This is a genomic window from Amycolatopsis sp. NBC_00345 (assembly GCF_036116635.1).
Taxonomy (GTDB): domain Bacteria; phylum Actinomycetota; class Actinomycetes; order Mycobacteriales; family Pseudonocardiaceae; genus Amycolatopsis.
The window spans coordinates 1,219,176-1,242,382 of record NZ_CP107995.1 but is presented as its reverse complement, the minus strand read 5'-3'; the positions used below and the strand labels follow the sequence as shown (position 1 = coordinate 1,242,382).

At 71.4% G+C, this 23,207-nt stretch carries 23 protein-coding genes; 13 read left to right on the top strand and 10 right to left on the bottom strand.

The features are described from left to right. Positions 1-80 precede the first annotated feature (80 nt). Complete coding sequence (locus OG943_RS05695; RefSeq protein ID WP_328608616.1) at positions 81-1,478, top strand: PLP-dependent cysteine synthase family protein; 1,398 nt, start codon at positions 81-83, stop codon at positions 1,476-1,478. A gap of 31 nt (positions 1,479-1,509) precedes the next feature. On the opposite strand, the gene OG943_RS05690 is transcribed toward OG943_RS05695, so the two are convergent. Further along, positions 1,510-2,316: a thioesterase family protein gene (locus OG943_RS05690; RefSeq protein ID WP_328608615.1), complete on the bottom strand. Its 807-nt coding sequence runs from the start codon at positions 2,314-2,316 to the stop codon at positions 1,510-1,512. A 118-nt stretch (positions 2,317-2,434) separates the two neighbouring features. Then, complete coding sequence (locus tag OG943_RS05685) at positions 2,435-3,262, bottom strand: class I SAM-dependent methyltransferase (RefSeq protein ID WP_328608614.1); 828 nt, start codon at positions 3,260-3,262, stop codon at positions 2,435-2,437. Positions 3,263-3,817: 555 nt separating this feature from the next. Here OG943_RS05685 and OG943_RS05680 point away from each other — a divergent pair. The 3 genes from OG943_RS05680 to OG943_RS05670 all read left to right on the top strand — a co-directional run bounded on the left by OG943_RS05680 (position 3,818) and on the right by OG943_RS05670 (position 7,006). After that, positions 3,818-4,009: a hypothetical protein gene (locus tag OG943_RS05680; protein WP_328608613.1), complete on the top strand. Its 192-nt coding sequence runs from the start codon at positions 3,818-3,820 to the stop codon at positions 4,007-4,009. Continuing rightward, positions 4,006-4,491 carry a thioesterase family protein gene (locus OG943_RS05675; protein WP_328608612.1) on the top strand — a complete coding sequence of 162 codons (486 nt, stop codon included), beginning with the start codon at positions 4,006-4,008 and terminating at the stop codon, positions 4,489-4,491. The genes OG943_RS05680 and OG943_RS05675 overlap by 4 nt, the downstream gene beginning before the upstream one ends. A 265-nt stretch (positions 4,492-4,756) precedes the next feature. After that, entirely contained in the window at positions 4,757-7,006 is a 2,250-nt protein-coding gene (locus OG943_RS05670; protein WP_328608611.1) for a sedoheptulose 7-phosphate cyclase, read from the top strand. Here OG943_RS05670 and OG943_RS05665 read toward each other — a convergent pair. Continuing rightward, positions 6,967-7,782, bottom strand: a complete 816-nt coding sequence (locus OG943_RS05665; protein ID WP_328608610.1) for an SDR family NAD(P)-dependent oxidoreductase — start codon at positions 7,780-7,782, stop codon at positions 6,967-6,969. The genes OG943_RS05670 and OG943_RS05665 overlap by 40 nt on opposite strands. 129 nt (positions 7,783-7,911) lie before the next feature. Here OG943_RS05665 and OG943_RS05660 point away from each other — a divergent pair, with 129 nt between their 5' ends. The 6 genes from OG943_RS05660 to OG943_RS05635 all read left to right on the top strand — a co-directional run bounded on the left by OG943_RS05660 (position 7,912) and on the right by OG943_RS05635 (position 14,134). Further along, positions 7,912-9,042 (top strand): Xaa-Pro peptidase family protein, encoded by a 1,131-nt coding sequence (locus tag OG943_RS05660; protein WP_328608609.1) that lies wholly within the window; start codon positions 7,912-7,914, stop codon positions 9,040-9,042. Further along, positions 9,039-9,833, top strand: coding sequence for an HpcH/HpaI aldolase family protein (locus OG943_RS05655; protein ID WP_328608608.1), 795 nt, complete (start codon positions 9,039-9,041; stop codon positions 9,831-9,833). The genes OG943_RS05660 and OG943_RS05655 overlap by 4 nt, the downstream gene beginning before the upstream one ends. A 55-nt stretch (positions 9,834-9,888) precedes the next feature. Next, positions 9,889-10,806, top strand: a complete 918-nt coding sequence (locus OG943_RS05650; RefSeq protein WP_328608607.1) for an ATP-grasp domain-containing protein — start codon at positions 9,889-9,891, stop codon at positions 10,804-10,806. Between the two features lie 97 nt (positions 10,807-10,903). Next, entirely contained in the window at positions 10,904-11,386 is a 483-nt protein-coding gene (locus OG943_RS05645; RefSeq protein ID WP_328608606.1) for a MarR family winged helix-turn-helix transcriptional regulator, read from the top strand. 98 nt (positions 11,387-11,484) lie between these two features. After that, positions 11,485-12,927, top strand: a complete 1,443-nt coding sequence (locus tag OG943_RS05640) for an MFS transporter (protein ID WP_328608605.1) — start codon at positions 11,485-11,487, stop codon at positions 12,925-12,927. Positions 12,928-12,940: 13 nt separating this feature from the next. Then, entirely contained in the window at positions 12,941-14,134 is a 1,194-nt protein-coding gene (locus OG943_RS05635) for an FAD-dependent monooxygenase (protein WP_328608604.1), read from the top strand. Here OG943_RS05635 and OG943_RS05630 read toward each other — a convergent pair. Both OG943_RS05630 and OG943_RS05625 read right to left on the bottom strand, forming a co-directional pair. Then, positions 14,116-14,925 (bottom strand): glycoside hydrolase family protein, encoded by an 810-nt coding sequence (locus OG943_RS05630; RefSeq protein WP_328608603.1) that lies wholly within the window; start codon positions 14,923-14,925, stop codon positions 14,116-14,118. The genes OG943_RS05635 and OG943_RS05630 overlap by 19 nt on opposite strands. Before the next feature lie 103 nt (positions 14,926-15,028). Next, complete coding sequence (locus tag OG943_RS05625; RefSeq protein WP_328608602.1) at positions 15,029-15,481, bottom strand: MarR family winged helix-turn-helix transcriptional regulator; 453 nt, start codon at positions 15,479-15,481, stop codon at positions 15,029-15,031. 170 nt (positions 15,482-15,651) lie between these two features. Here OG943_RS05625 and OG943_RS05620 point away from each other — a divergent pair, with 170 nt between their 5' ends. Next, positions 15,652-16,827 carry an MFS transporter gene (locus OG943_RS05620; protein WP_328608601.1) on the top strand — a complete coding sequence of 392 codons (1,176 nt, stop codon included), beginning with the start codon at positions 15,652-15,654 and terminating at the stop codon, positions 16,825-16,827. On the opposite strand, the gene OG943_RS05615 is transcribed toward OG943_RS05620, so the two are convergent. After that, positions 16,817-17,731, bottom strand: a complete 915-nt coding sequence (locus OG943_RS05615; RefSeq protein ID WP_328608600.1) for a LysR family transcriptional regulator — start codon at positions 17,729-17,731, stop codon at positions 16,817-16,819. The two genes, OG943_RS05620 and OG943_RS05615, sit on opposite strands and share 11 nt — an antisense overlap. Positions 17,732-17,834: 103 nt before the next feature. Here OG943_RS05615 and OG943_RS05610 point away from each other — a divergent pair, with 103 nt between their 5' ends. Both OG943_RS05610 and OG943_RS05605 read left to right on the top strand, forming a co-directional pair. After that, a complete protein-coding gene (locus tag OG943_RS05610) occupies positions 17,835-18,614 on the top strand; it encodes an inositol monophosphatase family protein (RefSeq protein ID WP_328608599.1) in 780 nt (259 codons plus the stop codon). A gap of 5 nt (positions 18,615-18,619) precedes the next feature. Then, positions 18,620-19,240, top strand: coding sequence for an NAD(P)-dependent oxidoreductase (locus OG943_RS05605; protein WP_328608598.1), 621 nt, complete (start codon positions 18,620-18,622; stop codon positions 19,238-19,240). A 9-nt stretch (positions 19,241-19,249) separates the two neighbouring features. Here OG943_RS05605 and OG943_RS05600 read toward each other — a convergent pair whose 3' ends face one another. The 4 genes from OG943_RS05600 to OG943_RS05585 all read right to left on the bottom strand — a co-directional run bounded on the left by OG943_RS05600 (position 19,250) and on the right by OG943_RS05585 (position 23,184). Next, positions 19,250-20,164 carry an alpha/beta hydrolase gene (locus OG943_RS05600; RefSeq protein ID WP_328608597.1) on the bottom strand — a complete coding sequence of 305 codons (915 nt, stop codon included), beginning with the start codon at positions 20,162-20,164 and terminating at the stop codon, positions 19,250-19,252. Between the two features lie 71 nt (positions 20,165-20,235). Further along, entirely contained in the window at positions 20,236-20,874 is a 639-nt protein-coding gene (locus tag OG943_RS05595) for a TetR/AcrR family transcriptional regulator (protein ID WP_328608596.1), read from the bottom strand. Between the two features lie 45 nt (positions 20,875-20,919). Further along, complete coding sequence (locus OG943_RS05590; protein WP_328608595.1) at positions 20,920-22,506, bottom strand: sulfatase; 1,587 nt, start codon at positions 22,504-22,506, stop codon at positions 20,920-20,922. A 216-nt stretch (positions 22,507-22,722) separates the two neighbouring features. Then, a complete protein-coding gene (locus OG943_RS05585) occupies positions 22,723-23,184 on the bottom strand; it encodes a MarR family winged helix-turn-helix transcriptional regulator (protein ID WP_328608594.1) in 462 nt (153 codons plus the stop codon). Between the last annotated feature and the right edge of the window lie 23 nt (positions 23,185-23,207).

The window sequence follows — 23,207 nt, the reverse complement described above, 5'->3', positions numbered from 1 at the left end:
ACGCACAATGGCACAAAGCGGCCAAGAGCCCAGGTGGCACAGAGCTGCGGGCCGGGCGTGAAGACGGCTAGGCTGGCCGGGTGACTGAGATCAACGGTGAGGCGATCGGCGTAGCGGCCTTCGATTCGGTGCTCGAGGCGATCGGGGGCACGCCGCTGATCCGCCTGGCCCGGGTCGCGCCCGAGGCGGGGGCGCCGGTGTACGTGAAGGCCGAGTTCCTGAACCCGGGCGGCAGCGTGAAGGACCGGGCCGCGCTGTCGATGGTGCTCGCCGCGGAACGGAGCGGGGCGCTGAAGCCGGGCGGGCACATCGTCGAGGGGACGTCCGGCAACACCGGCATCGGCCTCGCGATCGTCGCCGCGCAGCGCGGCTACCGGCTGACCGTCGTGGTGCCGGACAAGAGCAGCCGCGAGAAGACGCTGATCCTCCAGGCCTACGGGGCCGAGGTGGTGGTCACGCCCGGTGCCGTGCCCCGGGAAGACCCCGCGCACGTCTCCCAGCTGGCGCGGCGGATCGCCGAGGAAAGCGGCGGCTGGCTGGCGAACCAGTACGACAACCCGGCCAATCCCGCGGCGCACCACGAGGGCACCGGCCCGGAGATCTGGCGGCAGACCCGCGGCCGCGTCACCCACTTCGTCTCGGGCATCGGCACCGGCGGCACCATCAGCGGCGCCGGGGCCTACCTGAAAGAGGCCAGCGAAGGGCGGGTCCGGGTGATCGGCGCCGACCCGGAGTACTCCGTGTACTCCGGCGGCGACGGCAGCCCGTACTTCGTCGAGAGCATCGGGCACTACCTGCACCCGGGCACCGTCGAGGACCTCTGGCCCGAGTCGTACCACCGTGACGTGCTCGACGTCGTCGAGCCGATCGGCGACCGCGAGTCGATCCTCACCGCCCGGCGGCTGGCGCGCGAGGAAGGCCTGCTGCTCGGGGCGTCCGCGGGCACCGCCGTCGCCGCGGCGCTGCGGCTGGCCGCCACGCTCTCGCCGGACGACCTCGTGGTGGTCGTCGTCCCCGACTCCGGGCGCTCGTACCTGTCGAAGTACTACGACGACGAATGGTTGCGCAGCTTCGGTTTCCTCGAAGGCGGACACGACGAGCCGACCGTCGCCGAAGCCGCGGGCCCGTGCTCGTGGCTGCCCTCGACGTCGTCAGTCGGCGAGGCCCTGGACCACGACGGCCCGGGCGACCTGTGGGCGGTGACGGTGCCGCGGCCGGGCGCCGCGGGCTCGCCCGCTGTCGCGGAGGTGACGGGCACGCTCGACGTCCGCCGTCTGCGCGCGGCCGACGCGGCCGGCCTGGTTCGCCGGGAGGAGCCGATCACCGCCCATGTCACGGAGACCCTGCCCGCCGTCGGCCTCGGCGAGAGCCGGCGGGCGGCCGCGGCCAGGATCGGCGCGCACGACGCCGCGTGGGTGCTGACCGACGGCCGGGTCACCGGTGTGCTCGGTGCCGTGAAGCCGAATTCCCCCTGCTGACAAGCTTTTCTCACCGGCCGCCGGCCGGGGATCAGCTCAGCCGGATGCCCGCCAGCTGCGTGGACTGCGCGACCAGCCGGCCTGTCCGGTCCCAGACGAAACACGACTCGTCGACGCGGTCGTCCGCGATGAGCTGCGCGCGATGCAGGACCCGGACCGGGCCGGGCGCCGGGCGCGCGCGGACGTAGGCGGTCAGCTCCAGCGTCGGGACCCAGCCGCTGGGGGCGATGTCGAAGGTCGCGGGCGGGAAGGAGTCCACGGCGAACAGCAGCGACACCGGGTCGAACGGCTCGTCGCCAGGCAGCGACAGCCAGCCGCGCAGCTCGCCGAGTCCTCGGGGGCCCTCAAGGAACGTCCGGGCGCTGTCCGGGTCCAGCCGCGCCTCGATCTCGTCGAAGATCGCGGCGGTGACCCCGCCCGGTGTGCCGCCCGGGACGCGCACGCCCCCGGCCGGGTCGGTCAGCCGAGGGTCGGGCAGCCCGTCGGCCCAGCGCACCCGGCCGTCCTCCGGCACCGTCCCGAGGGTCAGCAACGCCTCGACGCACGACACGCCGTCCTTCACCAGCCGGCCGCGCGCCTGGCTCGTGCCGCGGCCGGCGCGCAACGGCTCGATCTCCACCTCGGCGGGGCCGGGCTCGGGTGAGCGCAGGTAGTGCGCGCTGGCGGCGAGGACGTCGGGGTGCGAGCCGACAACCCCCGCGGCCCGCGCGATCGCGGCCAGCAGGTACCCGCCGCTGGGGCGGCCGCCGATCGTCCACTGCGGGCTCAGGTCGACGTCGAACGCGTGCTCGGACCGCTGCTTCACGGCGGACACCGCGGCGAACGTGGTGGTGCTCACGAGGCCTCCCGGCTTCTCCACAAGTCTCTGCACGAGTGGGTTGCACCACGCAACTTAGCCGCCGGGACCGGATATGTCCCGAGAAGTGAGACTGACACCACCGAGGGCCGGACCGCGATCACCCGCGGCGCGCGACGGTGTAGCGCACGGCTTGGCTCATCACCACGCTACCGTCGGGTTCCCGCAGCGGCTCCAGCGCGCGCAGCACGGCGGCGTGCACGGCGAGCCGCCGGTCTTCCGGCACCAGCTCCCAGAACATCCGCTGCCCGTGCGACCAGGACCAGGAGATCCACTGCTCGGGATCCGCGAAGGTCACCGGGACCCGGCGTTCTTCGGACCGCACGTCAGTGAAACCGGCCGACTCCACGGCCTGGTCGAAAGTCGCCATCGAGGCGAACAGGGCCGCCCGCGACGCCAGGCTCCACGCCATCGCCGGCGTCACGAACGGCTTGAACAGCTCGCGCACGCCGGCCCAGCGGGGATCGTCACCCCCGAACGTCGTGATCCCGGCGCGGCCGCCCGGCCTGAGCAGCCGGTGCCACGCGCGCAGTCCGGCGACCGGGTCCGGCAGGAAGAACACCACGAAGGAAGCCGCGACGACGTCGAACGACGCGTCGGCGAGATCCGGCGCCTGGGCATCCATCACGACGACAGAAGCGTTGGCCACGCCGCGTTTCCCGAGGTTCAGCGCCGTGTGCTCGACCATCCGCGCGGACAGGTCGATGCCCAGGACCGAGCCGGCGGCACCGACCGCGCCGGCCGCGGGGAACAGCACCGCGCCACGTCCGCATCCGACGTCGAGGACGCGTTCACCCTCGGTCAAGCCGATCCTCGCCAGTAATTCGCCGGCGAAAGGAGCGAAGAAGTCCACTCCCACGGCTTCATAGGTTTCCGACGCCCGGTCGAACAACTGCGCCACCGCCGAACGGTCGTCGCCGTCATCCATGTCGCGCCTCCCTTTCTGGTTGCGCGTACGGTAATTCGTCCGGCGGTAGGCGATGGTAGCGGAACGAGGACGGCTCGGCCGGGCCCTCGACACCTCGAAATTCCCGATGATGGGTATCTGTCATCTAAGTCAGTGATGCGTGGGGAATTTTTGGCACGTGGGCGAGTGCCCAAGCGCGTGAGCTGGACTTGGGGGATCAACCCACTGGACGTCGGCGACCGAGTACCCCACCATCGACCGGCCCGCACGGCGAACACCGTGAAAATTACTTCCGGTCGCAATAAGATTATCTCAATGAGCCGGGTAATCTTCTCCGCTTGTTCATTTTTCAGCCACCAGAGGACGAGTGCGGTAACGCGGCCGAAACACGGTGCGGCGAAAGGAAGTTCGTAGCACCCGGTGATCGACTTAACACTTGACGTGGCCGAAGGCGCGACCTTATCGTTCGGCCAGATGGCGGTACGCATCGACTCGAACGCCAGTGCCGGCGTTCATCTCCCCCATTGTCTTCGCATCAGCATTTTCGCATGAATACCAACGAGAGGTGGGTACGTCATGCTCTCATACATTCTGGAAACGGCACGTGATGTCTACGAGAGCCGACCGGATGCCGGCTTCGACGAGGTCGCGGCCGTCGCCGGGATCAAGGTGGGAATCATCCGAAGCCACTTCGCCACCGAGGCGGATCTTCGCGCCCAGGCGACGGCGGCGCAGATCCCGCCAGTGCAAACCCGGGTGCGGGCATGAAAGCCACCCGGATTCCCAGCCCGCGTTCCTTCCGGTTCGGAAAACCGCGGCGCCTGTCACTCGCCGAAACCGGGACCACGCACACCATTTCCTACCTCACCAAGCCCAGCGACTGCGTCCAGGAGTCCGGCCCCGGCCGGGAGTGGTCGGACAAACCCCCGGTGGTCGCGTCCGCGGCGATCATCCGCCTCTGCGAGCAGGTCTGCATGCAGGCACTGCTGGCCGTGACACCCCACGGTCACTGCTCGCTCGGCAACGGCCAGCAGTTCGAGCACAGCGGGCCAGTCGTCATCGGCGCCGAAATCCGGCTCACCGCCCGATGCGTCAAAGCGCAGGGTTCCTACAGCCGATGGCAGGTCACGGTCCTGGACGCGCACGGCCGGGTCGGGACCGGCTGGATGGCTTTTGTCATCGTCAGCAAAACCACATTCGAAACCCGCGAAGTCGCACCAAAATACGCGGCACTCGCCCAGCGAGGATGAACCGGCGGATCCCCGGCCGGCCGGAGTGGCCGCGGACGACGGCGAATCGATTCTTTGACCGCAGGCCCCTTTCTTCGTGACCGGATGAACGACCCTTCTGCGAGGAACCATGACCTGGCAAGCACCTGCCGCACCGATTCCCGTGCGCTGGAGACATCACGCCGGCGCGCTGGATGGCGGACCTGTCGAGCTGACTTCGCGGTACACGCTGCACGCCGCTCCGGACACCAGGGCCTCCCGGCGGGCACAGCGTGGCCTGGATCGATTGCTGGCGGTACTGGCCGCCGACGGGCTCCGTACCGGCGCCGCCGCGGTGGCGGAGACTTCGCCGGCCGGGACCGGGTGGTACGTCGCCCTCGACGACGACTCCGGGACACGGCACTGGGTACGCGGTGCCGGGCTGTCACAACGCGCCAAGATCAGCTGCTCCGAAGTCCTGGTCTACTCGGGAATGTGCCTGTGGGGCACCGGGGCGCTGCGTGCTTCCTCCCCGGCCGGTGAGATAGCGCTGACGGCGAGCCACGGCCGGGACGCCGCCGAAGTAAGTTCCATCACGACCGTGCCAGGCCTGTCGGACTACGAGACTTCCGTCAGCGCGGCCACGACCGGGCTGGCCCGCGCGGTGAAAAGCGCCAGCGCCCTCGATGTCCACCCGGCACTGCGCTGGGAACTGCCCCGGCTGCACTACCTCATGGAGCTGCTCGACGACCAGGCCCGTCCACTGCTGCGGCCCGCGCTGTGGCGGCAGTGGCAAGTGGACACCCGCGAACGCGCGGCCCTGGTCCGAAGCCTCATCCACGCCCGTACCCGGGCCGCGGGCCTCAGCGTGGATTCGACATCTTCGCTCGCGGAGCTGGAAGACACCGCGCATGGAGCCACACCCGGCCGTACGCCGCGTGACGCGCTCGAAGCCCTTGCCCGCAACGACGAAGCATGGAGTGCCGTCGCCTCCGTGCGCACTGTGGACTCCTACCCGGCGTTGGCGCGGTTGGCGTACGTCACCGAAGTGCTGCGCGCGGGCTGCCACGAGTTGCACGGCCACGGCAGCCGCTTGCTGGTCACGATCTGGGATCCCTCGGAAGGACGCATCCTGAGGGAAGCGCAGGCCATCGCCCGTGAAGCGGGATTGTCGCTGACCGCGGTGGGACTGCACCCGCTGCCGGCGCTGCTGCCCAGTGCCGGGGGAAGCCTGCACGCGTGCGGCCGCCGTTCACGCCAGAAAACAACGGCGCCCGTTCCGGCGAGTCTTCAGCAAAAGGATGGTGGCCGAATGCCTCGTTCCGAGAACGCGCCGAGCCGGTCGCACGAGGAGCGGACGACCGGTTCCTCGTGGCAGGTCCGCGCGACCAAGGTCGTGGGCTACGAGGTCCGGTCCTGTGATCGGGTCTTCGACGTGAGCCGCCGCGATCTCCTCGAAGGGGGCGGGCCTCCCGGCACCGGCCCGCAGCGTCGCCTCGTCGTGGTGGACAGCGCCGTCGACCAGCTGTACGGGAGCGCGATCCGGGAGTACTTCGACCATCACGACGTGGTGCATCGCATCGTCACGATGGACGCGGGTGAACAGCGGAAGGAAATCGACCCGGTCCTGCGAGTAGCCGAAGAACTCGACGCGTTCGGGATCGACCGCAGGCGCGAGCCGGTCATCGTCGTCGGCGGTGGGGTCCTCATGGACATCGTCGGCTTCGCGGCCGGCATGTACCGCCGGGGAACTCCGTTCATCCGGGTTCCGACGACCCTGATCGGCCTGGCGGACGCGGGGGTGGGCGTCAAGAACGGCGTGAACTTCAACGGCCGCAAGAACCGGCTGGGAACCTACGCCGAGGCCGGTCTGACGCTGCTCGACCGGATGTTCCTGTCGACCCTGCCCGAGCGCCACATCGTCAACGGAATGGCGGAGATCCTCAAGATCGCTCTCATCAAGGACGCGGCCCTGTTCGGTGTGCTGGAAAGCCACGGGAAGCTCCTCGTCGAGGAGAAGTTCCAGGGATTGTCCCCGGAGGGCGAACGCGCCGCCGTCCACGTGCTCGACGCGGCGGTCGACGGGATGATCGAGGAGCTGGAGCCGAACCTGTGGGAACACACGCTGGAGAGATGCGTCGACTACGGGCACACGTTCAGCCCCACCTTGGAGATGCGGGCGCTTCCCTCGTTGCTGCACGGCGAGGCGGTGAGCGTGGACATGGCCTTCACGACGGCGCTGGCAGCCCGCCGGGGACTGGTGGACGAAGCGCAGTGCCGGCGGGTGTTCTCGGTCATGTCCGCACTCGGCCTGCCCACCTGGAACCCCTTGATGGCGCCCGGGATACTCGCGGAAGCCCTGCGCGACACCGTCAAGCATCGTGACGGGAAGCAGCGCCTGCCGTTGCCCGTCGGCATCGGCGGTGTCACGTTCGTCGACGACGTGGCCGACGGCGAACTCGCCGGAGCTGTGGCGCTCCAGCGCGGGATCGCCGCCGGCCACCCGCCGGATCCGGCCTACCAGAGTGTCTGCCCGCCTTCGATGACGAGGTTGTGACCGGTCATGTAGTCCGATGCCGGGCTGGCCAGGTAGACGATCGCGCCCTGCAGGTCGGTGACCTCGCCGATGCGGCCCGCCGGGATCGTCGCCACCCACTGCCCGACCAGCGGTGCGAGTTCCGGGGACTGGTCGATCAGCGCGGTCCGGATGATGCCCGGCGAAATGCAGTTGACCCGGATTCCGCGATCGGCCCACTCGGCGGCGAGGGTCCGGGTCAGCGTGACCACTGCCCCTTTGGAGACGTTGTACGAAACCTGTTTCTGCGGATGAGGAACGATGATCGAGGCCATGGACGCGGTGTTGATGATCTTTCCGTAGCCCTGCGGAAACATCACCCGAGCCTGCTGCCGGCAGGCCAGGAAAACGCCCCTGACATTGAGGTTGTGCACCATGTCCCATTCTTCCGGAGTCGTGTCTTCGGCCGCCGAGTTGAGATTGATTCCGGCGTTGTTGACCGCGATGTCCAGCTGCCCGAACCGGCGGACCACCTCATTGACGAACTCCTCGATCGAGGCGGGGCCGGCGGCGTCGGCCTGGCCCGCCATCGACTCGATCCCCTTGTCCGCCAGCTCTTTCGCGACGTCCTCGGCGCGCCCGCGGTCGAGGTCGATCACGGCGACCCTGGCCCCCGCTTCACCGAGGGCATGGGCGAACGCGCGACCGATGCCCTGCCCGGCACCGGTCACCACCGCGGCCTTGCCATCCAGCCGGAATCGTTCCAGAACGCTCTGGCCGCGTATGCCGGAATAGACGTCATCGCGTTGTACAGGCATATCTCGTCCATTCAGTTCCGGGAAATGTGGTTCCGCTGCAATCTAGACGATCACGAGAAGCCCCGTCAACGAGCCTGACCGGAGAGGGACATGAACCTGCCTTTTGATCACGGGCGACTTGATTCACTGATGGACGAATCCGGGGTAGACGTCGTCGTCGCCACCACGCGCTTTGCCCTGGACCATTTACTCGGGGGGTATCGGTACTTCTTCTTCGCGAACATGGACGCGATCGGCCTTTCCCGGTATCTTCCCGCGCTCGCGTATCCGAAAGGGGACGCCGAGGCGGCGTTCTATGTCGGCTGCGCCAACGAGGAATGGGGAACCGACGTGTTCCCGCTGTGGGTACCGGACGTCCAGCACCGGTCATGGTCGAGCGTGGACACCGCCTACGCGGTCGTCGAAGGCCTGCGCAAGCGCCGCCAGGACAGCGGGACCGTCGCCGTCGAGAAGGCGTTCCTGCCCGCGGACGCCTGGGAGGTGCTGCGGGCCGAACTGCCGGAGGTGGAGTTCGTGGACGCCCGGCGCATCCTGGAAGGCGTCCGCGCGGTCAAGTCGGACCGCGAGCTGGACCTCGTCCGGACCGCGTCGGCCGGGATCATCGACGCGATGGACGCCACTTTCGCCGCGTCCGGCCCCGGGGAGACGAAGACCGAGATCGTCGAGCGGTTCCGCCGGGAGCAGACCGGCCGGGGGATGGTGTTCGACTACTGCCTCGTCTCCACCGGCGCGGAGTTCAACCGCGCCCCCTCGAACCGGGTGTGGCGGGAGGGCGAGGCGCTCTCGCTCGATTCCGGCGGGATGTACCGCGGCTACATCGGGGACCTGGCCCGCATGGGGGTGGCCGGTGAGCCGACCCCGCTGATGACCGAGCTGCTGGCCGAAGTCGAGTCGGTCCAGCAGGCCTCGCGCCGGCCGGTCGCGCCGGGACGGCCCGGCGGCGAGATCTTCGCGGCGGCGGAGGCCGCGCTCGCCGGGTGCCCGCACGCCGGCGAGATGTTCTTCGTCGCGCACGGCATGGGCCTGATCACGCACGAGGCTCCCCGGCTGACCGCGACCGGTCCGGTGCCCTACCCCGCCGACCACGCCGGCACCCCGCTCGAAGCCGGCATGGTGCTGTCCCTGGAGACCACGATGGCCCATCCCGAGGTCGGCATCGTGAAGCTCGAGGACACCCTGATCGTGACGGCCGGAGGCTGGGAAGCGCCCGGAGACCGGGCCCGGGGCTGGAACCGGCCGCGGAGCGGAGGCCGCCGATGAGCCTCCGATCCCGGATCGCCCGCGCGGAGACCCTGTACGGCCTGATCCTCAAGATGCCCTCGCACGCCATGGTGGAAATGGCGGGGCACGAGGGTTTCGACCTCGTCCTGCTGGACACCGAGCACGGCAGCGCCGACACCGGCGAGCTGGAACAGCACCTCCGGGCGGCCGACGCGGCCGGCATCCCGGTGCTGGTCCGGGTCGGCGGCCCGCAGCCCACGGTGATCCTGCGCGCGCTGGACGCCGGTGCGGCGGGCATCGTCGTGCCCCACGTCTCCACCGCCGAGGCCGCCGAAGCCGCGGTCCGCGCCGCCCATTACCCGCCGAGGGGCGAGCGCAGCCTCGCGCTCAGCACGCGGGCCGCGCGTTACGGCGGCACCGGCCTGGCCGACCACCTGGCCGGTGCGGCCCGGGACACCGTGGTCGTCGTCCAGGCCGAAGACCGGCAGGCGGTGCGGAACTGCCGCGCGATCGCCGGCACCGCCGGTGTTGATGCCGTGTGGATCGGACCGACCGACCTGTCACTGTCCCTCGGCGTCCCGGGACAGCTGGAGCACCCCGGCTATCAGGCGGCGGTGGACGAGATCGCCGCGGCCGTGACCGCGGCCCCGGACTGCGCACTCGGCCTTCTCGCCGATCACCGGGATCCGGCCGGCGACCCCGGTCACCGGGCCGCGAGCATCTTCTTCTTCAACCACACCACTCTGGTGGCCGACACGCTGCGACGCGTGCTGCGAACCCGCGCGGAGCTGGACCTGCGGAAATCCTCGCCTCGTGAGGAAGAGGAATGACTCACGACCCCCGTACGCGCCATGAGCGATTCCCCGAACCGGAAGAGGTTGTTCTGTGAAGCCCAAGAAGATCGCACTGGTGACCTCCGCCGCCTTCCCGGGAGAGGACTGGAAGGATCGCGACACTCCGCCGCTCGAAGCGTGCTTGAGCGGGAAGGGGCACACGGTCGAGGTCGTGGCCTGGGATACCGGGGATTCCGCCCGCTGGGACTCGTTCGACCTGGTGGTGCTGCAATCGCCCTGGAGCATGTGGCGGAAACTGGCCGTCTTCGGCGAATGGCTGGGCAGCCTCCATCGACGGGGGATCCCGCTGGCCAATCCGCACGAGGTCGTCGTCGGCGGGATGAGCAAGGCGTACCTTCCGCGTGTCGCGCGGGAAGGCGCCGTGACGATTCCGACGGCGATCGTCCGGCCGGGCGGCCCGGCAGCGGCCACGGGATCGCTCGATCAGGCCGAGCGGGAATTCGGCTCCCGCGCGGTGGTGGTCAAGCCGATCTCCTCCGGCGGCGCCCTCGACGCCGTCCGGCTGACCACCGAAGCGGAGCTGTCGGCGAAGCTGCGAGAATTCTCGGCGGCGGGAACGACCGTATGCGTGCAGCCCTACATCACCTCGATCGACTCCCTCGGCGAAGTCGGGGCCGTCATGATCGGCGGGCGCCTGTCGCACGTGATCACCAAGGACGCCATCCTGCAACCGGGGAAGGACCGCTCCGGCTTTCACCCGAACGCCCGGATCTGCCTGGACCGCCAGGAGACGGACGCCGAAGACATCGATGCCGCCCACCGGGCCTATCTGGCGACGGTGGAAACGGATCCGGCGTCAGTACGCCTCGACTTCCTGCGCCACCCCCGGACCGGCAGGCTCCTGTTGCTCGAAATCGAGTCCGTCGCCCCGGTCAAGTTCCTCGACCTGCACCCGGCGGCCGTCGAGGACTACGCCACCACGCTCACCGGCCTGCTCGACCGCGGGTAGCCCTGGTCGGCGGGACGCGTCCGGGCCGCCGCCCGGGTGTCGACCGTCACAGTAGTTCGCTAATCTAGTTAGTAACTTCTTTAGTAGTCTTCTTCTCATGACTTCCTCACCGGACTCGTGGCAGGTCGACTCCCCCGGCGTGGGCAACGCCGTGATGGAGCGGCTGCAAGAGGTGGGCACGCTGACGCGGGTGATCGAAAAGCGCGTCAGCGGGGCACTGGGGATCAACCCCACGGACCTCTCGGCGATGGAGCACCTCACCAGCGAAGGCCCGCTGACCGCGAAGGAACTCGCGGACCGGCTGCGGGTCTCGACCGCGGCGAGCACCCACATCGTGGACCGGCTCGAGAAGGCCGGGCACATCACCCGGCGGCCCCACGCCACCGACCGCCGCAAGGTGCTGGTCGAGCCGGCCCCGGAGTCGATGACCCGGATCTTCGGCCACATTCACCCGCTGCTGCACGGCGTGGAGGGCCTCGTCGAGGCGCTGAGCCCGGGCGAGCGGGACGTCGTCGAGGACTTCCTGACCGGGGTCGTGCGGATCTACACCGACACCGCGGACGCCCTCCCCCGGGGCTGACCCCGCCCGTACCCACCGGGGCGCGCCGGCCACGGCGTCCCGCGATTCCCCCTGCGCGCCAAAGGGTGCGCTCATAGCCAACGCCTGGAGCGAAAGACATGTCCGCGCCCGGAAAAACACCACGGCCGATGTGGTGGCTGCTGGCCACCGTGCTGGTCGTCGAACTGATGGACCTGCTCGACTCGACGATCGTCAACGTCGCGGGCCCGTCGCTGGAGCAATCACTGAAGGCGAGCCCGGTCGGGCTGCAGTGGGTGATCGGCGGCTACGCGCTGACCCTCGGGGCGGGCCTCGTGCTCGGCGGGCGCCTCGGCGACCGTTACGGCCGGCGGCCGATGTTCCTCGCCGGGCTCGTGGGCTTCACCCTCGCGTCGCTGCTGTGCGCGATCGCCCCCGGCATCGGCCTGCTGATCACCTTCCGGCTGGTCCAGGGCGTGGCCGGCGCGATGATGCTGCCCCAGGGATTGGGCCTCCTGCGGGACAACCTCGCGCCGCGCGACCTGACCAAGGCGCTCGCCGTCTTCGGCCCCGTGCTCGGGCTCGGTGGCGTGCTGGGACCGGTGCTGGGCGGCGCACTGGTCGACTGGGACCTGTTCGGCCTCGGCTGGCGGCTGGTGTTCCTGGTCAACGTGCCGATCGGCCTCGCCGCGCTCGCGCTGGCCTGGCGCCTCGTGCCCAGCGGCGGCCGGACCCGGGCCCTGCGCGTGGACATCGCCGGAGCCGTGCTCGTCGCCGCCGCCTCCGCACTGCTGGTTCTTCCGCTCAACCAAGGGCAGTCCTCGGGGTGGCCATTGTGGACCTGGCTTTCGCTGTCCGCGGCGGCGATCGGCTACGTGGCGTTCGCGCTGTGGCAGCGCCGGGCCGTGCGCCGGGACCGCGCCCCGCTGGTCACGCCCAGCCTGTTCGGCAAGTCCGCGTTCACCGTCGGGCTGGTCGCGGTCGCGCTGTTCTTCGGCGGGCTGATCGGCACCCAGCTGGTGCTGACGTTCTTCCTGCAGCTCGGCCAGGGCTTCACCGCGGGGCAGGCCGGGCTGGGCAACCTCCCGGTCGCGCTGGGCACCGCCGTCGGCGGCGGCATCAGCGGCGGGCTGCTCGCCGCCAAGCTCGGGCGCCGGGTGCTGCAGGCCGGCGCCGTCGTCCAGTTCGCCGGGATCGCCTGGCTGTGGTTCGCGCTGGCCGACACCAGCGGGTTCACGATCTGGCGGATCGTGCCGGGCAGCGTCCTCGCCGGCATCGGCGCGGGCATCGTGATCGCCGCGGTGTTCAACACCGTCCTCGGCGCCGTCGCCGACGACGAGGTCGGCTCCGCGTCCGGCGTGCTCTCCGCGGTCCAGTCCCTCGGCGGCTCGGTCGGCGTCGCGGTGTTCAGCACCGTGTTCTTCGCCGGCGCCCTCACCGGCCAGGCCACCGACAGCTTCCGAGAAGCCCTTGTGGTGCAAGCGATCGTGATCGGGCTGTTCCTGCTCATCTCGCCACTGTTCCCGCGGCGCGCCCGGCCCGACGAGGCCGAGATCGCCGCCACGCCCGTCCCCGTTCCGTGAGGAGGACACCCTCGTGTCCCGCAGCATCCTGATCTCCGGTGCCAGCATCGCCGGCCCGGCCCTCGCCTACTGGCTCCACGAGCACGGTTTGGCCCCCACGGTGATCGAACGCGCACCGGGATTACGCCCCGGCGGGCAGACCGTCGACCTGCGCGGCGCCGGACGCACCGTCATCGAGCGCATGGGACTGGACCAGGCCGCCCGCGACCGCCTCACCCACGAAGCGGGACTGCACTTCGTCGACGGCCGCGACCGCGTCCGGGCCTCGTTCGGCGCGGACTCCCTCGGCGGCGACGGGTTCGTCACCGAGCTGGAACTCCTGCGCGGCGAACTCGCCGACCTGCTCTACCAGCGGACCCGCGGCGACACCGAGTACGTCTTCGGCAACGAGATCACCGGCCTGACCGACACCGGCGACGGCGTGGACGTCACCTTCCGCACCGGTCCCGGCCGCCGTTTCGACCTCGTCGTCCTCGCCGACGGACTGCGCTCCCGAACCCGGGACCTCGTCCTCGCCGACCTCGCCCGCACCCGGTCGTTCGGCCTCTACACCGCCTACTTCACCATTCCCCGCGCGGAATCCGACGGGCGCTGGGCCCGCTGGTACAACGCCCCCGGCCGCCGCGTCGTGCTCCTGCGACCTGACAACCAAGGCACCACGCGGGCCTCATTGTCCTTCCTCACCCCACAATCCGGGCTCGAACGGCTGCAGTTCCCGGCGCAGAAGGAGTTCCTGCGCCACCACTACGCCGACGCCGGCTGGGAAACCCCGCGCGTGCTCGGCAACATGGGTGACTCGACGGACTTCTACTTCGAGTCCGTCGGGCAGATGTACCTGAAGCAGTGGTCACGCGGCCGGATCGCCGCCGTCGGCGACGCCGCCTACTGCGCTTCGCCGCTCAGCGGCATGGGCACCAGCCTCGCCCTCGTCGGCGCCTACGTCCTCGCCGGCGAACTCAGCCGCCACCAGGACCACCACGATGCCTTCCGCAGCTACGAAACCATCATGCGGCCCTACGTCGACCAAGCCCAGAAGGTCTCCTGGATCGCGCCTCGCCTGGCCTCCCCGAAAACCCGCGCCGGGATCCGGCTCCTGACCACCGTCGCCGGCCTCGCCACCCATCCCCGGGTCAGCCGCCTCGCCACCCGGTTCACCAACCCGCCCTCGGACGCCATCGACCTGCCCACCTACCCCGCGTCGCGGTAGGCCACCCCCGTGTCGTTCGGCGTGGTGCCGTCGTACAGGCCGGTCGGGGTTGTATTGGTGGACAAGGAGAACCAGGCGTAACGCTCCACATAGGACAGGCCCTGCAGCATCGCGGCCGACTGGGCCGCGAAGTCGGCCTGCTCGGCCGAAGACGGGTACCTCGGAGGCGACACGGAGAAGTCGGTCAGCGCGTACTCGGTCACCCAGATCGGGAGCTGGTAACGGTTGTGCACGGCCTCGATGTAGGACTGCAGCTCCCCGGTCGCCGCGGCGGAGAAGTCCCCGCCGTACCAGTGCAGCGGGATGAAGTCGACGCGGTAGCCGCGCGCCTGCGCCCCGCTCATGAACTGGTCGAGCCAGCCGCCCGCCACGTCGCCGCCGAACGCCACCGCGGGCGCGCCGAGCCGCAGCCCGGTGCCCTCCAGCTGCGGCCACAGGTCAAGGGCGGTGTCCACGGACATCTTCGCCTGGCCGTCGAGGTCCGGCTCGTTGAACCCGAGCAGCGTCGTGCCGTTCGCCTTGGCCGCGGCGAGCTGGTCGTCGGTCACCGAGCCCTGGCCCCAGATCATCGGGACGAACTCCGCGCCCGGCGGCGCGCTGATGCCCTGCGGGTCCGACGCCCAGGTGTAGAACCAGCCGGCCCGCACGTCCGACAGCGCGTCCGTCACGCCGTCGAAATTCGCCGCGCTGACGCCTTTTTTCACACTTTCGGCGCCGGCCGGGCCGGTCGCCGAGCCGAGCACCACGAGCACAGCCGCGACCACCGCGAGCAGCTTCTTCGCTGAGCGCATGAGCGACGTCCTTTCGCCGGGGGCACCAGCGTGGCAGCCCGGCGAGCCCGTGTCCCCGTGGTCGGCCCGCAAGATTTCGCCACGGGACAACCACGGGGACCCCTCAGCCGCGGGCCAGCGCCTGCTGGTTCACGGCCTCGACCAAGGGCTGCAGCTCCGGCATCTCGGCGGCCTCTTCCAGCGCCTCGCGCAACGCCGTGTCGTGCGTGGGCCGGGCCTCGGCCAGCAGCGCGCGGCCGGCGTCGGTGACCTCGGTGTAGATGCCGCGGCGGTCGTCTTCGCACAGGTAACGGGCGAGGTAGCCCTGCTTCTCCAGCCGGGCGACCAGGCGGGTGGTCGCGCTCTGGCTGAGCACGACGGCGCGCGCGAGCTGCTGCATCCGCATGTGCCAGCCGTCCTGGCGGCTGAGCAGGTCGAGCACGCTGTACTCGCTCACGCCCAGCTTGTGCCCCGCCTGCAGGCCGCGCTCGATGCGGGTCTCCAGCCGCGCGTGCAGGGCCGCCAGCGTGCGCCAGCCCTGGGCGCGGGCTTCCTCGGCGTCGTCGGACAACGACATGGCCTGACCTCCTTCGGCGCCGGCCGGGCACCGCCGGTCCGGCCACCCCCGAGTCTAGCTGATCACACCCGTAGTCAGCTCTGGCATATATACGGCGTATGCAACTATTGTAAGCGACGGTAGTTCTCGCACGCACAGCTAACGCTCACCACCACTCAGGAGGAAGCACCATGCCGCTCGCTCTGCTCGCGCTGGCCATCGGCGCGTTCGGCATCGGCACCACGGAGTTCGTGATCGCGGGGCTGCTCCCCGAGGTCGCCGTCGAATTCGGGGTGTCCATCCCCGCGGCGGGCTGGCTCATCACCGGGTACGCGCTGAGCGTGGCGGCCGGCGCGCTGCCGATGACCGCGCTCGGCACGCGCATGCGCCGCAAGCACCTGCTCCTGCTGCTGATGGCCCTGTTCATCGCCGGCAACGTGCTGTCCGCGCTGGCCCCGGGCTACGGCCTGCTGATGGCCGGCCGGATCGTCGCGGCGCTCACGCACGGCGCGTTCTTCGGCGTCGGCTCCGTGGTGGCCGCCGACCTGGTCAAGCCCGAGAAGAAGGCCAGCGCCATCGCGCTGATGTTCACCGGGCTGACGCTGGCCAACGTGCTCGGGGTGCCGATGGGCACGTTCATCGGCCAGGACCTCGGCTGGCGCGCGACGTTCTGGGTCGTCGCCGGGCTCGGGGTGCTCGGCCTGCTCGGCGTGGCCGCGCTCGTGCCGGACACCGCGCGGCCCGTGAACGCCCGCATCGGCGCCGAGTTCGCCGTGTTCCGCCACCCGCGCGTGTGGCTGGCGATCGGGACGACGGTGCTCGGCTTCGGCGGGGTGTTCGCGTCCTTCACCTACATCGCGCCGATGATGACCGAGGTCGCCGGGCTGCCCGCGGGCGCGGTCAGCTGGCTGCTGGTGCTCTTCGGCGTCGGGCTGGTGCTGGGCAACCTGCTCGGCGGCCGGTTCGCCGACCGCGCGCTGATGCCGACGCTGTACACGGTGCTGGCCGCGCTCGCCGTGGTGCTGGCCGTGTTCGCCTTCACCGCGCACGCCGCCGTGCCCGCCATCGTCACGCTGTTCCTGTTGGGCGGCTTCGGTTTCGCGACGGTGCCCCCGCTGCAGATGCGGATGCTGGCGAGCGCCGAGGCGGCCCCGACCGTCGCGTCGGCGGTGAACATCGGCGCGTTCAACCTCGGCAACGCGCTCGCCGCGTGGCTGGGCGGCGTGGTGATCACGGCCGGCTACGGCTACGCGTCGACCAACTGGGTCGGCGCCGTGATGACGGTGCTCGCGCTCGGCCTGGCGCTGCTGTCCGGCCGGTCGGACCGCCGCGCCGCCGCCCGCGAGGACCGGCTCGTCACGGCGTGAGCCCGCCGTCCGGCGCGACCACGGTTTCCAGCGCGCGCCGGACCTCGTCGCGGAGCCAGGCGTGGGCCGGGTCGCTGTCGTGCCGGTGGTGCCAGGCGAGCACCACCGGCACCGCCGGCAGGGTGAACGGCAGCACCCGGACCACCAGGTCCCGTTTCGTCCACAAAGGACGGCAGACGCGTTCGGCGACCACGGCGACCACGTCGCTGCCCGCCGCGAGGTCCAGCGCGGCCGCGCTGGTGGGCAGGGACGCGATCACCCGGCGGCTCAGCCCGAGCCCGGTCAGCGCCTCGTCGATCGCGCCGTGGCGGCGGCCGCGGCGCGAAACCGACACGTGCACGGCGGCGGCGAAGCGCTCCGGCGTGAGGTCGCCGCCGGCGAGTGGGTGACCGCGCCGGACGACGGCCACCACCCGGTCGGACCCGATCGTCTCGGCCGCGATCTCGGGCCGCTCCGGCCGGGTCGCGCCCACCTCCAGGTCGACGTGGCCGCGCGCGAGATCGGTGCTGTCGGCCGACGTCTCGGCCAGCAGCCGCAGCCCGGCCCGCGGGGCCACGGCGGCGATCGCGCCGACCAGCAACGGGGCCAGCGCGTCGACCAGCGCGTCGTGCCCACGCACGGTGAACACGCGCTCGAGCCCGTCCAGGTCCAGCTCCCGCGCGGGGGTGAGCACGGCGGCGGCGCGGCGGACCAGCTCGTGCGCCTCGTCGCGCAGTTCGAGCGCGCGCGGCGTCGGGCTCATCGTGCGGCCGGTGCGGACCAGGATGTCGTCGCCGGTCGCCCGCCGGATCCGGGCCAGGGTGCGGCTCATCGCCGGGGCGGAGAGCCGGAGCCGGTCGGCCGCCGCGGCGACGCTGTTCTCTTCGAGCAGGGCGTCGAGGGCGACGAGCAGGTTGAGGTCCACCTGCACGAGGGTAACTGTTGAGTTGCCGAGATTGCACTGGAAGTCATGAGTGGACCGACCTAGCGTCGGGGGCAGGAGATCACCGAAACCCTGGAGGCACCCCATGACCCTGTCCACCACCGTCACCGAAGCCGCCAAGAAAGCGGGCGCCCGGCTGCTCGCCGTCCACTCCCCCGACGCGCGCCCGGCCGGCCGCGCCGACATGTACACCGCGGTCCGCCGCAACGACACCGTGGCCCTCGACGGCCTGCGCGCCGAACTCGCGGCCGCGCGGCCCGGCGCCGGCTGGGTCGAAGAGGACCAGGAGACGACCGGGCTGCCACCCGGCGAGTGGTGGGCGGTCGACGCGGTGGAGGGCAACGTCAACCACGTGCACGGCCTGGCCGAGTGGGCGGTCAGCGTGACCTTGCTGCGTGACGGGGCGCCCGTGCTGGCCGTTGTGCACCAGCCGATCGGCGACCTCACCTACACCGCCGCGCACGGCGAGGGCGCCTGGCGTGACGGAGTAAGGCTGCACGTCTCCGCGAAGCGGGACCTCGACGCGGCGATCGTCACCACCGGGCAGGCCGAGCCGGGGCAGGCGGGCACGTACCGCCGGATCGGCGAGTCGGTGACGGCCATGCTGGGCCGCGCGCTGGCGGTCCGGATGTCCGTGCCGTCGACGTTCCCGATGCTGCTGCTCGCGAACGGGCAGAACGACGTGTTCTGGCAGTACGGACCGGTGCTGTCCGGGACCGCGGCGGGGATGCTGCTGGCCACCGAGGCGGGTGGCATCGCGACCCGGATCGACGGCTCGCCGTGGCGTCCCGGCAGCCCGGACGTGCTCGTCGCGGCGCCCGCGCTGCACGAGGCCGCGGTCACCGTCCTGTCTACTGTGGACTGATCGCGGTGGAACTGACGATTCTCGCCGCCTCGGGCGGCACCGGGCTGGAATTGACCCGCCAGGCACTGGCCCGCGGGCACACCGTGACGGCCGTCGCGCGGCGGCCCGAGCGCATCGAGGTCACGGGTTCCGGACGGCTGCGCCGGGTGGCCGCCGACGTGCACGATCCGGAGTCCGTCGCCCGGGCCCTGCGGGACGCCCCGGTGGTGCTGTCCGGCCTCGGCGTCGCGGCCGGAGACCCGCCGGGCACGCTGACGGCGGGCGCGCGGGCGGTGCTGGACGCCCGGCCCGGCCGGGTGCTGTGGCTCGGCGCCTTCGGCACCGGCGCGTCGGCCGCCGCCGCGGGCCCGGTGACCCGGACGTTGCTGAAGCTGGTCCTGCGCAAGGAAATCCCCGACAAGGTCGGCGCCGACACCGCGATACTGGCCGCGGGCGGCACCGTGTTCCACGCCGGCCCGCTGTCGGCCGGGCCGGTGAGCGGCACCCGCCGCACCGTCGGCCTCGGCGACGTCCCGAAACGGCTCTTCCCCGCGCGGGTCAGCCGCGCGACCGTCGCCGCGGCCATGCTCGACGAGGCGGAGTCACCCCGTTTCGCCGCCGCGACGGCGGTCCCGCTGGAACGCTGAGCGGCCGGGTCAGGCCGGGGGCGTCCCCGTCCGCGCGGGCGTCAGAAGGTGTTGGCGCAGAAAGGAAATCTCGGCCTCGACGACGTGCTCGTGCTCGTCGAGGAACGGCGCGTAGTGCCCGCCGGGCACCCGCACCAGCTCACCCCGGGGCGCGCGGCGGACAGCGGTGGCGGCCGGCTCCGCGAGGGCCGACCGGTCCTGGTCGGCGACGACCACGAGCAGCGGGCAGCGCACGCGTGACGCCGCACGGCCGGGCCGGTAGAGCGTCAGCCGTAGCGCCGAGCGGGCGGCCACGGCCTGGTGCCAGTCCGGATACCGCTCGGAGTGCAGCGCGCGATCGGTGTCAAGCGAGTCGGGCGTGGTGAGCAGCGCGACGGTGCCGGGCGGCCCGGCGAGCGCGACCAGCCGCGGCCGGAGCCCGACGAGGCTGCCGAGCGCGTCGAGGATCCCGCGTCCGGTGAACCGCAGCATCGCGAACGGCTTCTGGTACCGCGCGGCGTTGCGGGCGGTGGCCGGGCCGTCCGCGTTCGGCGTCTGCGCGATCGCGGCCGCGAGCCGCGGATCCTGGGCGGCCACCGGGAAAACGTGGCCGCCGGACGCGGAGAACGCCCAGATCCCCACGCGCGCCGGGTCGACCTCCGGCAACGTCCGCGCGAAGCCGATCGCGGCGTGCCAGTCGGCCAGCTGCTCCCGCACGCGCACGACCTGGCGAGGCGTGCCGCCGCTCTCGCCGAGGTGGCGGTAGTCGAAGGCCAGCACGCCGAATCCCTGGTCCTGGAACCGTTTCGCGAACAGGTCCGTGCCGGGCTCCTTGGTCACGGCGAAGCCGCCCGCCATGACCAGGCACGCGCCGTTCGTCCCCGGGTAGTGCCAGGCGGCGCACTCCGTCCCGCCACTGTCGAACCTGACCTTTTCACGCTGCATGCCGACCTCCCGGACTCGTCCCGCCGAGAGAAGTGAACCACGTGGTTCGCAAACTGTCCATCGTGCGGCGCTTAGGCCTCCTCGTGGTCGAGCGCGCGCACGAGCGCCGCGAACCCCGCCGCGGCGCCGTCGGAATCGCCGCCGATGGCGCGGTGCACGGTGAACCCGCGCAGGGTCGCGAGGACCATCTGCGCCACCTCCAGCTTGCGCGGCCCGGTCCAGTGCTCGGGGCAGAACGAGACGAGCAGCGGCAGGTACTGGCCCGACGCGCCGTGGCCCAGCTCGCCGTACCGCGCGGGGTCGTACATGGCAAGCCCGATGGCCTGGTCGAGCACCCGCTGCAGCCCGGGGTCCTCGTCGCGCAACGTGTGCCACGCGACGCGCACCCGCTCGGCCAGCGTGCGCCGCTCGGCCCCCTCGGCCATGGCCGCCATCGCGTTGCCGATCCGCCGCTCGCGCAGCGTGAAGACGGCCTGGCCGAGCAGGTCCTCCGCGCTCTCGAAGTGGTAGAGCAGCACCTTGTGCGTGGCACCCGCGGCACGCGCGGCCCGCCGCAGCGAGAAGTCGACGAGCCCGTTGACGGCCAGGTCGTCCGTCACGCGCTCCAGCAACTCTCGCCGCCGCGCCTCGCCCCGCGCCGACCCGGCCGATCGGCGGTAGCCCGCCCCTTGGCCGTCAGTCACCGGCTGGGCCTCGCTCTCGCTGCTCACCACGACAGCTTCCCCGATCCCGTGGCCCCGCGCGGGACCGGCACGCTACTTCGCGAACGCCGTCAGGAACCGGTCCCGGAAGGTGTCCATGCGCCAGACCGGCGCGGTGGCGGCCGGGCGGAGGCCGTCCTGCCAGTGCCAGGAGCCGATGCGGTCCAGGACGGCCGGGTCCTTCGCCACGATCGTGACCGGCACCTGGTGCGAGACGCCCGGCGGCGTGACGACCGGGGGCTGGTGGTCGCCGAGGAAGATCAGGACGGTGTTCTCGGTGCCATAGGTCTTCAGGTATGAGACGAGTGTGTCGAGCGAGTACTGGATGGCCGCGCCGTACGCCGCGCGGATGCGGTCCGGGTCGCGCCACACCGAGTCCGGGGCCTCCCCCGCGGCGGGCATCGGGGCGAAGACCGAGCCGTTGCCGACCCGATTCCAGTCCACAAGGGACGGACGCGGCGACCACGGCGCGTGGCTCGACACCAGGTCGATCTCGGCCATCACCGGGCGGCGGTCCTTCGCCGCCAGCTCGTTGTGCTGCAGCGCGGAAAACGTGTACTGGTCGGGCATCGTCGCGTAGGCGAAGCCCGGACCCTGGTAGCCGACGCCGTGCGCGTCGTAGTACTGCCCGAAGCCGTAGTACCGGCCCTCCGGCCACGGCTGGGTGTGGGCGGGCACGTCCTGCACCGTTTTCCAGCCCGCCCGGCCGAACGCGCGGGTCAGCGAAAGCCGGTCGCTCGCCAGGAGGTCGTTGTATCGCTGCTGGTTGTCGACCCAGGTGCCCGACTGCACCGTGGAGTGCGCGAGCCAGCTGCCACCGCCGAAGGTGGACGAGTCGAGGAACGCGCTGCGCGCGGAGAACCCGGCCGAGCGCAGGCTGGCCGTGCCGGCGTCGAGCTGCGCGTCGATCGCCGGGGCGATGTCGGAGCCCTGGATCGCGAACTGGCCGTAACTCTCCACGAAGGTGAGCAGCACGTCCTTGCCACGCAGGCCGTTGAGCAGCTGGTCACCGGGGGTGGCGCGGAACGCGTCGGTGGCCAGCTCGTCCGCGAACTCCTGGCTGTCGTTCAAGTCCGTGCCCACCTGCCGCAGGTCGGCGTACGCGAGGTTGGCGGCGCTGCGCGACGCGACGGGCTGACCGGGCGCCAGCTCCACTCCGGACACCGCGCAGGCGATCCAGACCACGCCGAGCACGGCGATCACGCGGGTGGACCCCGTGCGCCGCCCGGCCGCGAGCCGCGTCAGGCGCAGCACGGCCAGTGTGGTGAACACGACCACCGCGAGGATCACCGCCACCACCCCGGCCGCAGCCGCGATCGAGCCCGGCCCGCCCAGCTCGCCGGCGAGGAAGTCCAGGCCGGCGCTGACGAAACTCCAGTCGAGGACCGGGTCGAACGGCCGGCTCAGCACCTCGTCGAAGCCCAGGTCGACGACCTTCAGCACGGTCAGCACACCCAGCCCGGCGCCGGCCACCACGGCCAGCACCCGCCGCCAGCGCGGCGGCAGCACCACCGCGAGCCCGGCGACCACCAGCGCCTCGACGGGCAGCCGCAGGAACGCCGTGGGCGTCATCGCGCCCAGCGTGATCGGCGCGAGCAGGCCGAACAGCACGAGCAGGCCGGCCGCGACGGTCAGCACCACGGCCGCCACACGCCGGGCCCGGCTGCGGACGGGCGGCTCAGCAGCCGACGGCTCAGTGTCGGTCGACTCGGCGTCAGGTAGCTCGGTGTCGGGTAGCTCAGTGTCAGGCGGCTCGGCGGCGGGGCGCGACCGTGAACGCGTGAAGGGAGACACGAGGATCCTTTCCCTCGAAGCAGTTCTCCCCTACACGGGGGTGCGCGCCGTCCGGTTCACCGCTCAGGGCGATTCCCTGAACTCCTTCATCACCCCGGTCAGCCGCCCGAGGAGCGCGACCAGCTGACGGCGCTCGGCCGCGGTGAACTCCTCGAACGCGAGGGCCTGGCGCTCACGCCGGCGGGCGATCAGGCGGGTCAGCCGGGTGACCCCGTCCTCGGTCAGGCCGACCATGACCTTCCGCTCGTCCTCCGGGGAACGCCGCCGGGTGACGACGCCGGCCGTCTCCAGCTGTTGCAGCATGCGGGTGGCGGTGGGGATGGTGACGTCGGCGGCGGCCGCGAGGCGGCCCACGGGCAGCTCCGCCTCGGCCACCAGCGGTTCCAGGAGCGTGAGCTGCGGCAGGGAAAGGCCGCCGTCCTGGTCCGCGCCCGCCGAACGCGCCTTGCGCATCGCGAAGAACAGCTCGTCGGCGGCCTGGGCGAGCTCGTCGGCTTCGGGATCGGTCAGCGCGGTGGTCTTCACGAGTGGTACCTTAGCAGCACAAT

Bases quoted from the DNA above. Each gene is read 5' to 3' on its own strand.
- OG943_RS05640 (WP_328608605.1), top strand. From the start codon at position 11,485: ATGTCCGCGCCCGGAAAAACACCACGGCCGATGTGGTGGCTGCTGGCC.
- OG943_RS05620 (WP_328608601.1), top strand. From the start codon at position 15,652: ATGCCGCTCGCTCTGCTCGCGCTGGCCATCGGCGCGTTCGGCATCGGC.
- OG943_RS05660 (WP_328608609.1), top strand. From the start codon at position 7,912: ATGGACGAATCCGGGGTAGACGTCGTCGTCGCCACCACGCGCTTTGCC.
- OG943_RS05680 (WP_328608613.1), top strand. From the start codon at position 3,818: ATGCTCTCATACATTCTGGAAACGGCACGTGATGTCTACGAGAGCCGA.
- OG943_RS05645 (WP_328608606.1), top strand. From the start codon at position 10,904: ATGACTTCCTCACCGGACTCGTGGCAGGTCGACTCCCCCGGCGTGGGC.
- OG943_RS05665 (WP_328608610.1), bottom strand. From the start codon at position 7,782: ATGCCTGTACAACGCGATGACGTCTATTCCGGCATACGCGGCCAGAGC.
- OG943_RS05625 (WP_328608602.1), bottom strand. From the start codon at position 15,481: ATGTCGTTGTCCGACGACGCCGAGGAAGCCCGCGCCCAGGGCTGGCGC.
- OG943_RS05655 (WP_328608608.1), top strand. From the start codon at position 9,039: ATGAGCCTCCGATCCCGGATCGCCCGCGCGGAGACCCTGTACGGCCTG.
- OG943_RS05675 (WP_328608612.1), top strand. From the start codon at position 4,006: ATGAAAGCCACCCGGATTCCCAGCCCGCGTTCCTTCCGGTTCGGAAAA.
- OG943_RS05610 (WP_328608599.1), top strand. From the start codon at position 17,835: ATGACCCTGTCCACCACCGTCACCGAAGCCGCCAAGAAAGCGGGCGCC.
- OG943_RS05600 (WP_328608597.1), bottom strand. From the start codon at position 20,164: ATGCAGCGTGAAAAGGTCAGGTTCGACAGTGGCGGGACGGAGTGCGCC.
- OG943_RS05685 (WP_328608614.1), bottom strand. From the start codon at position 3,262: ATGGATGACGGCGACGACCGTTCGGCGGTGGCGCAGTTGTTCGACCGG.
- OG943_RS05630 (WP_328608603.1), bottom strand. From the start codon at position 14,925: ATGCGCTCAGCGAAGAAGCTGCTCGCGGTGGTCGCGGCTGTGCTCGTG.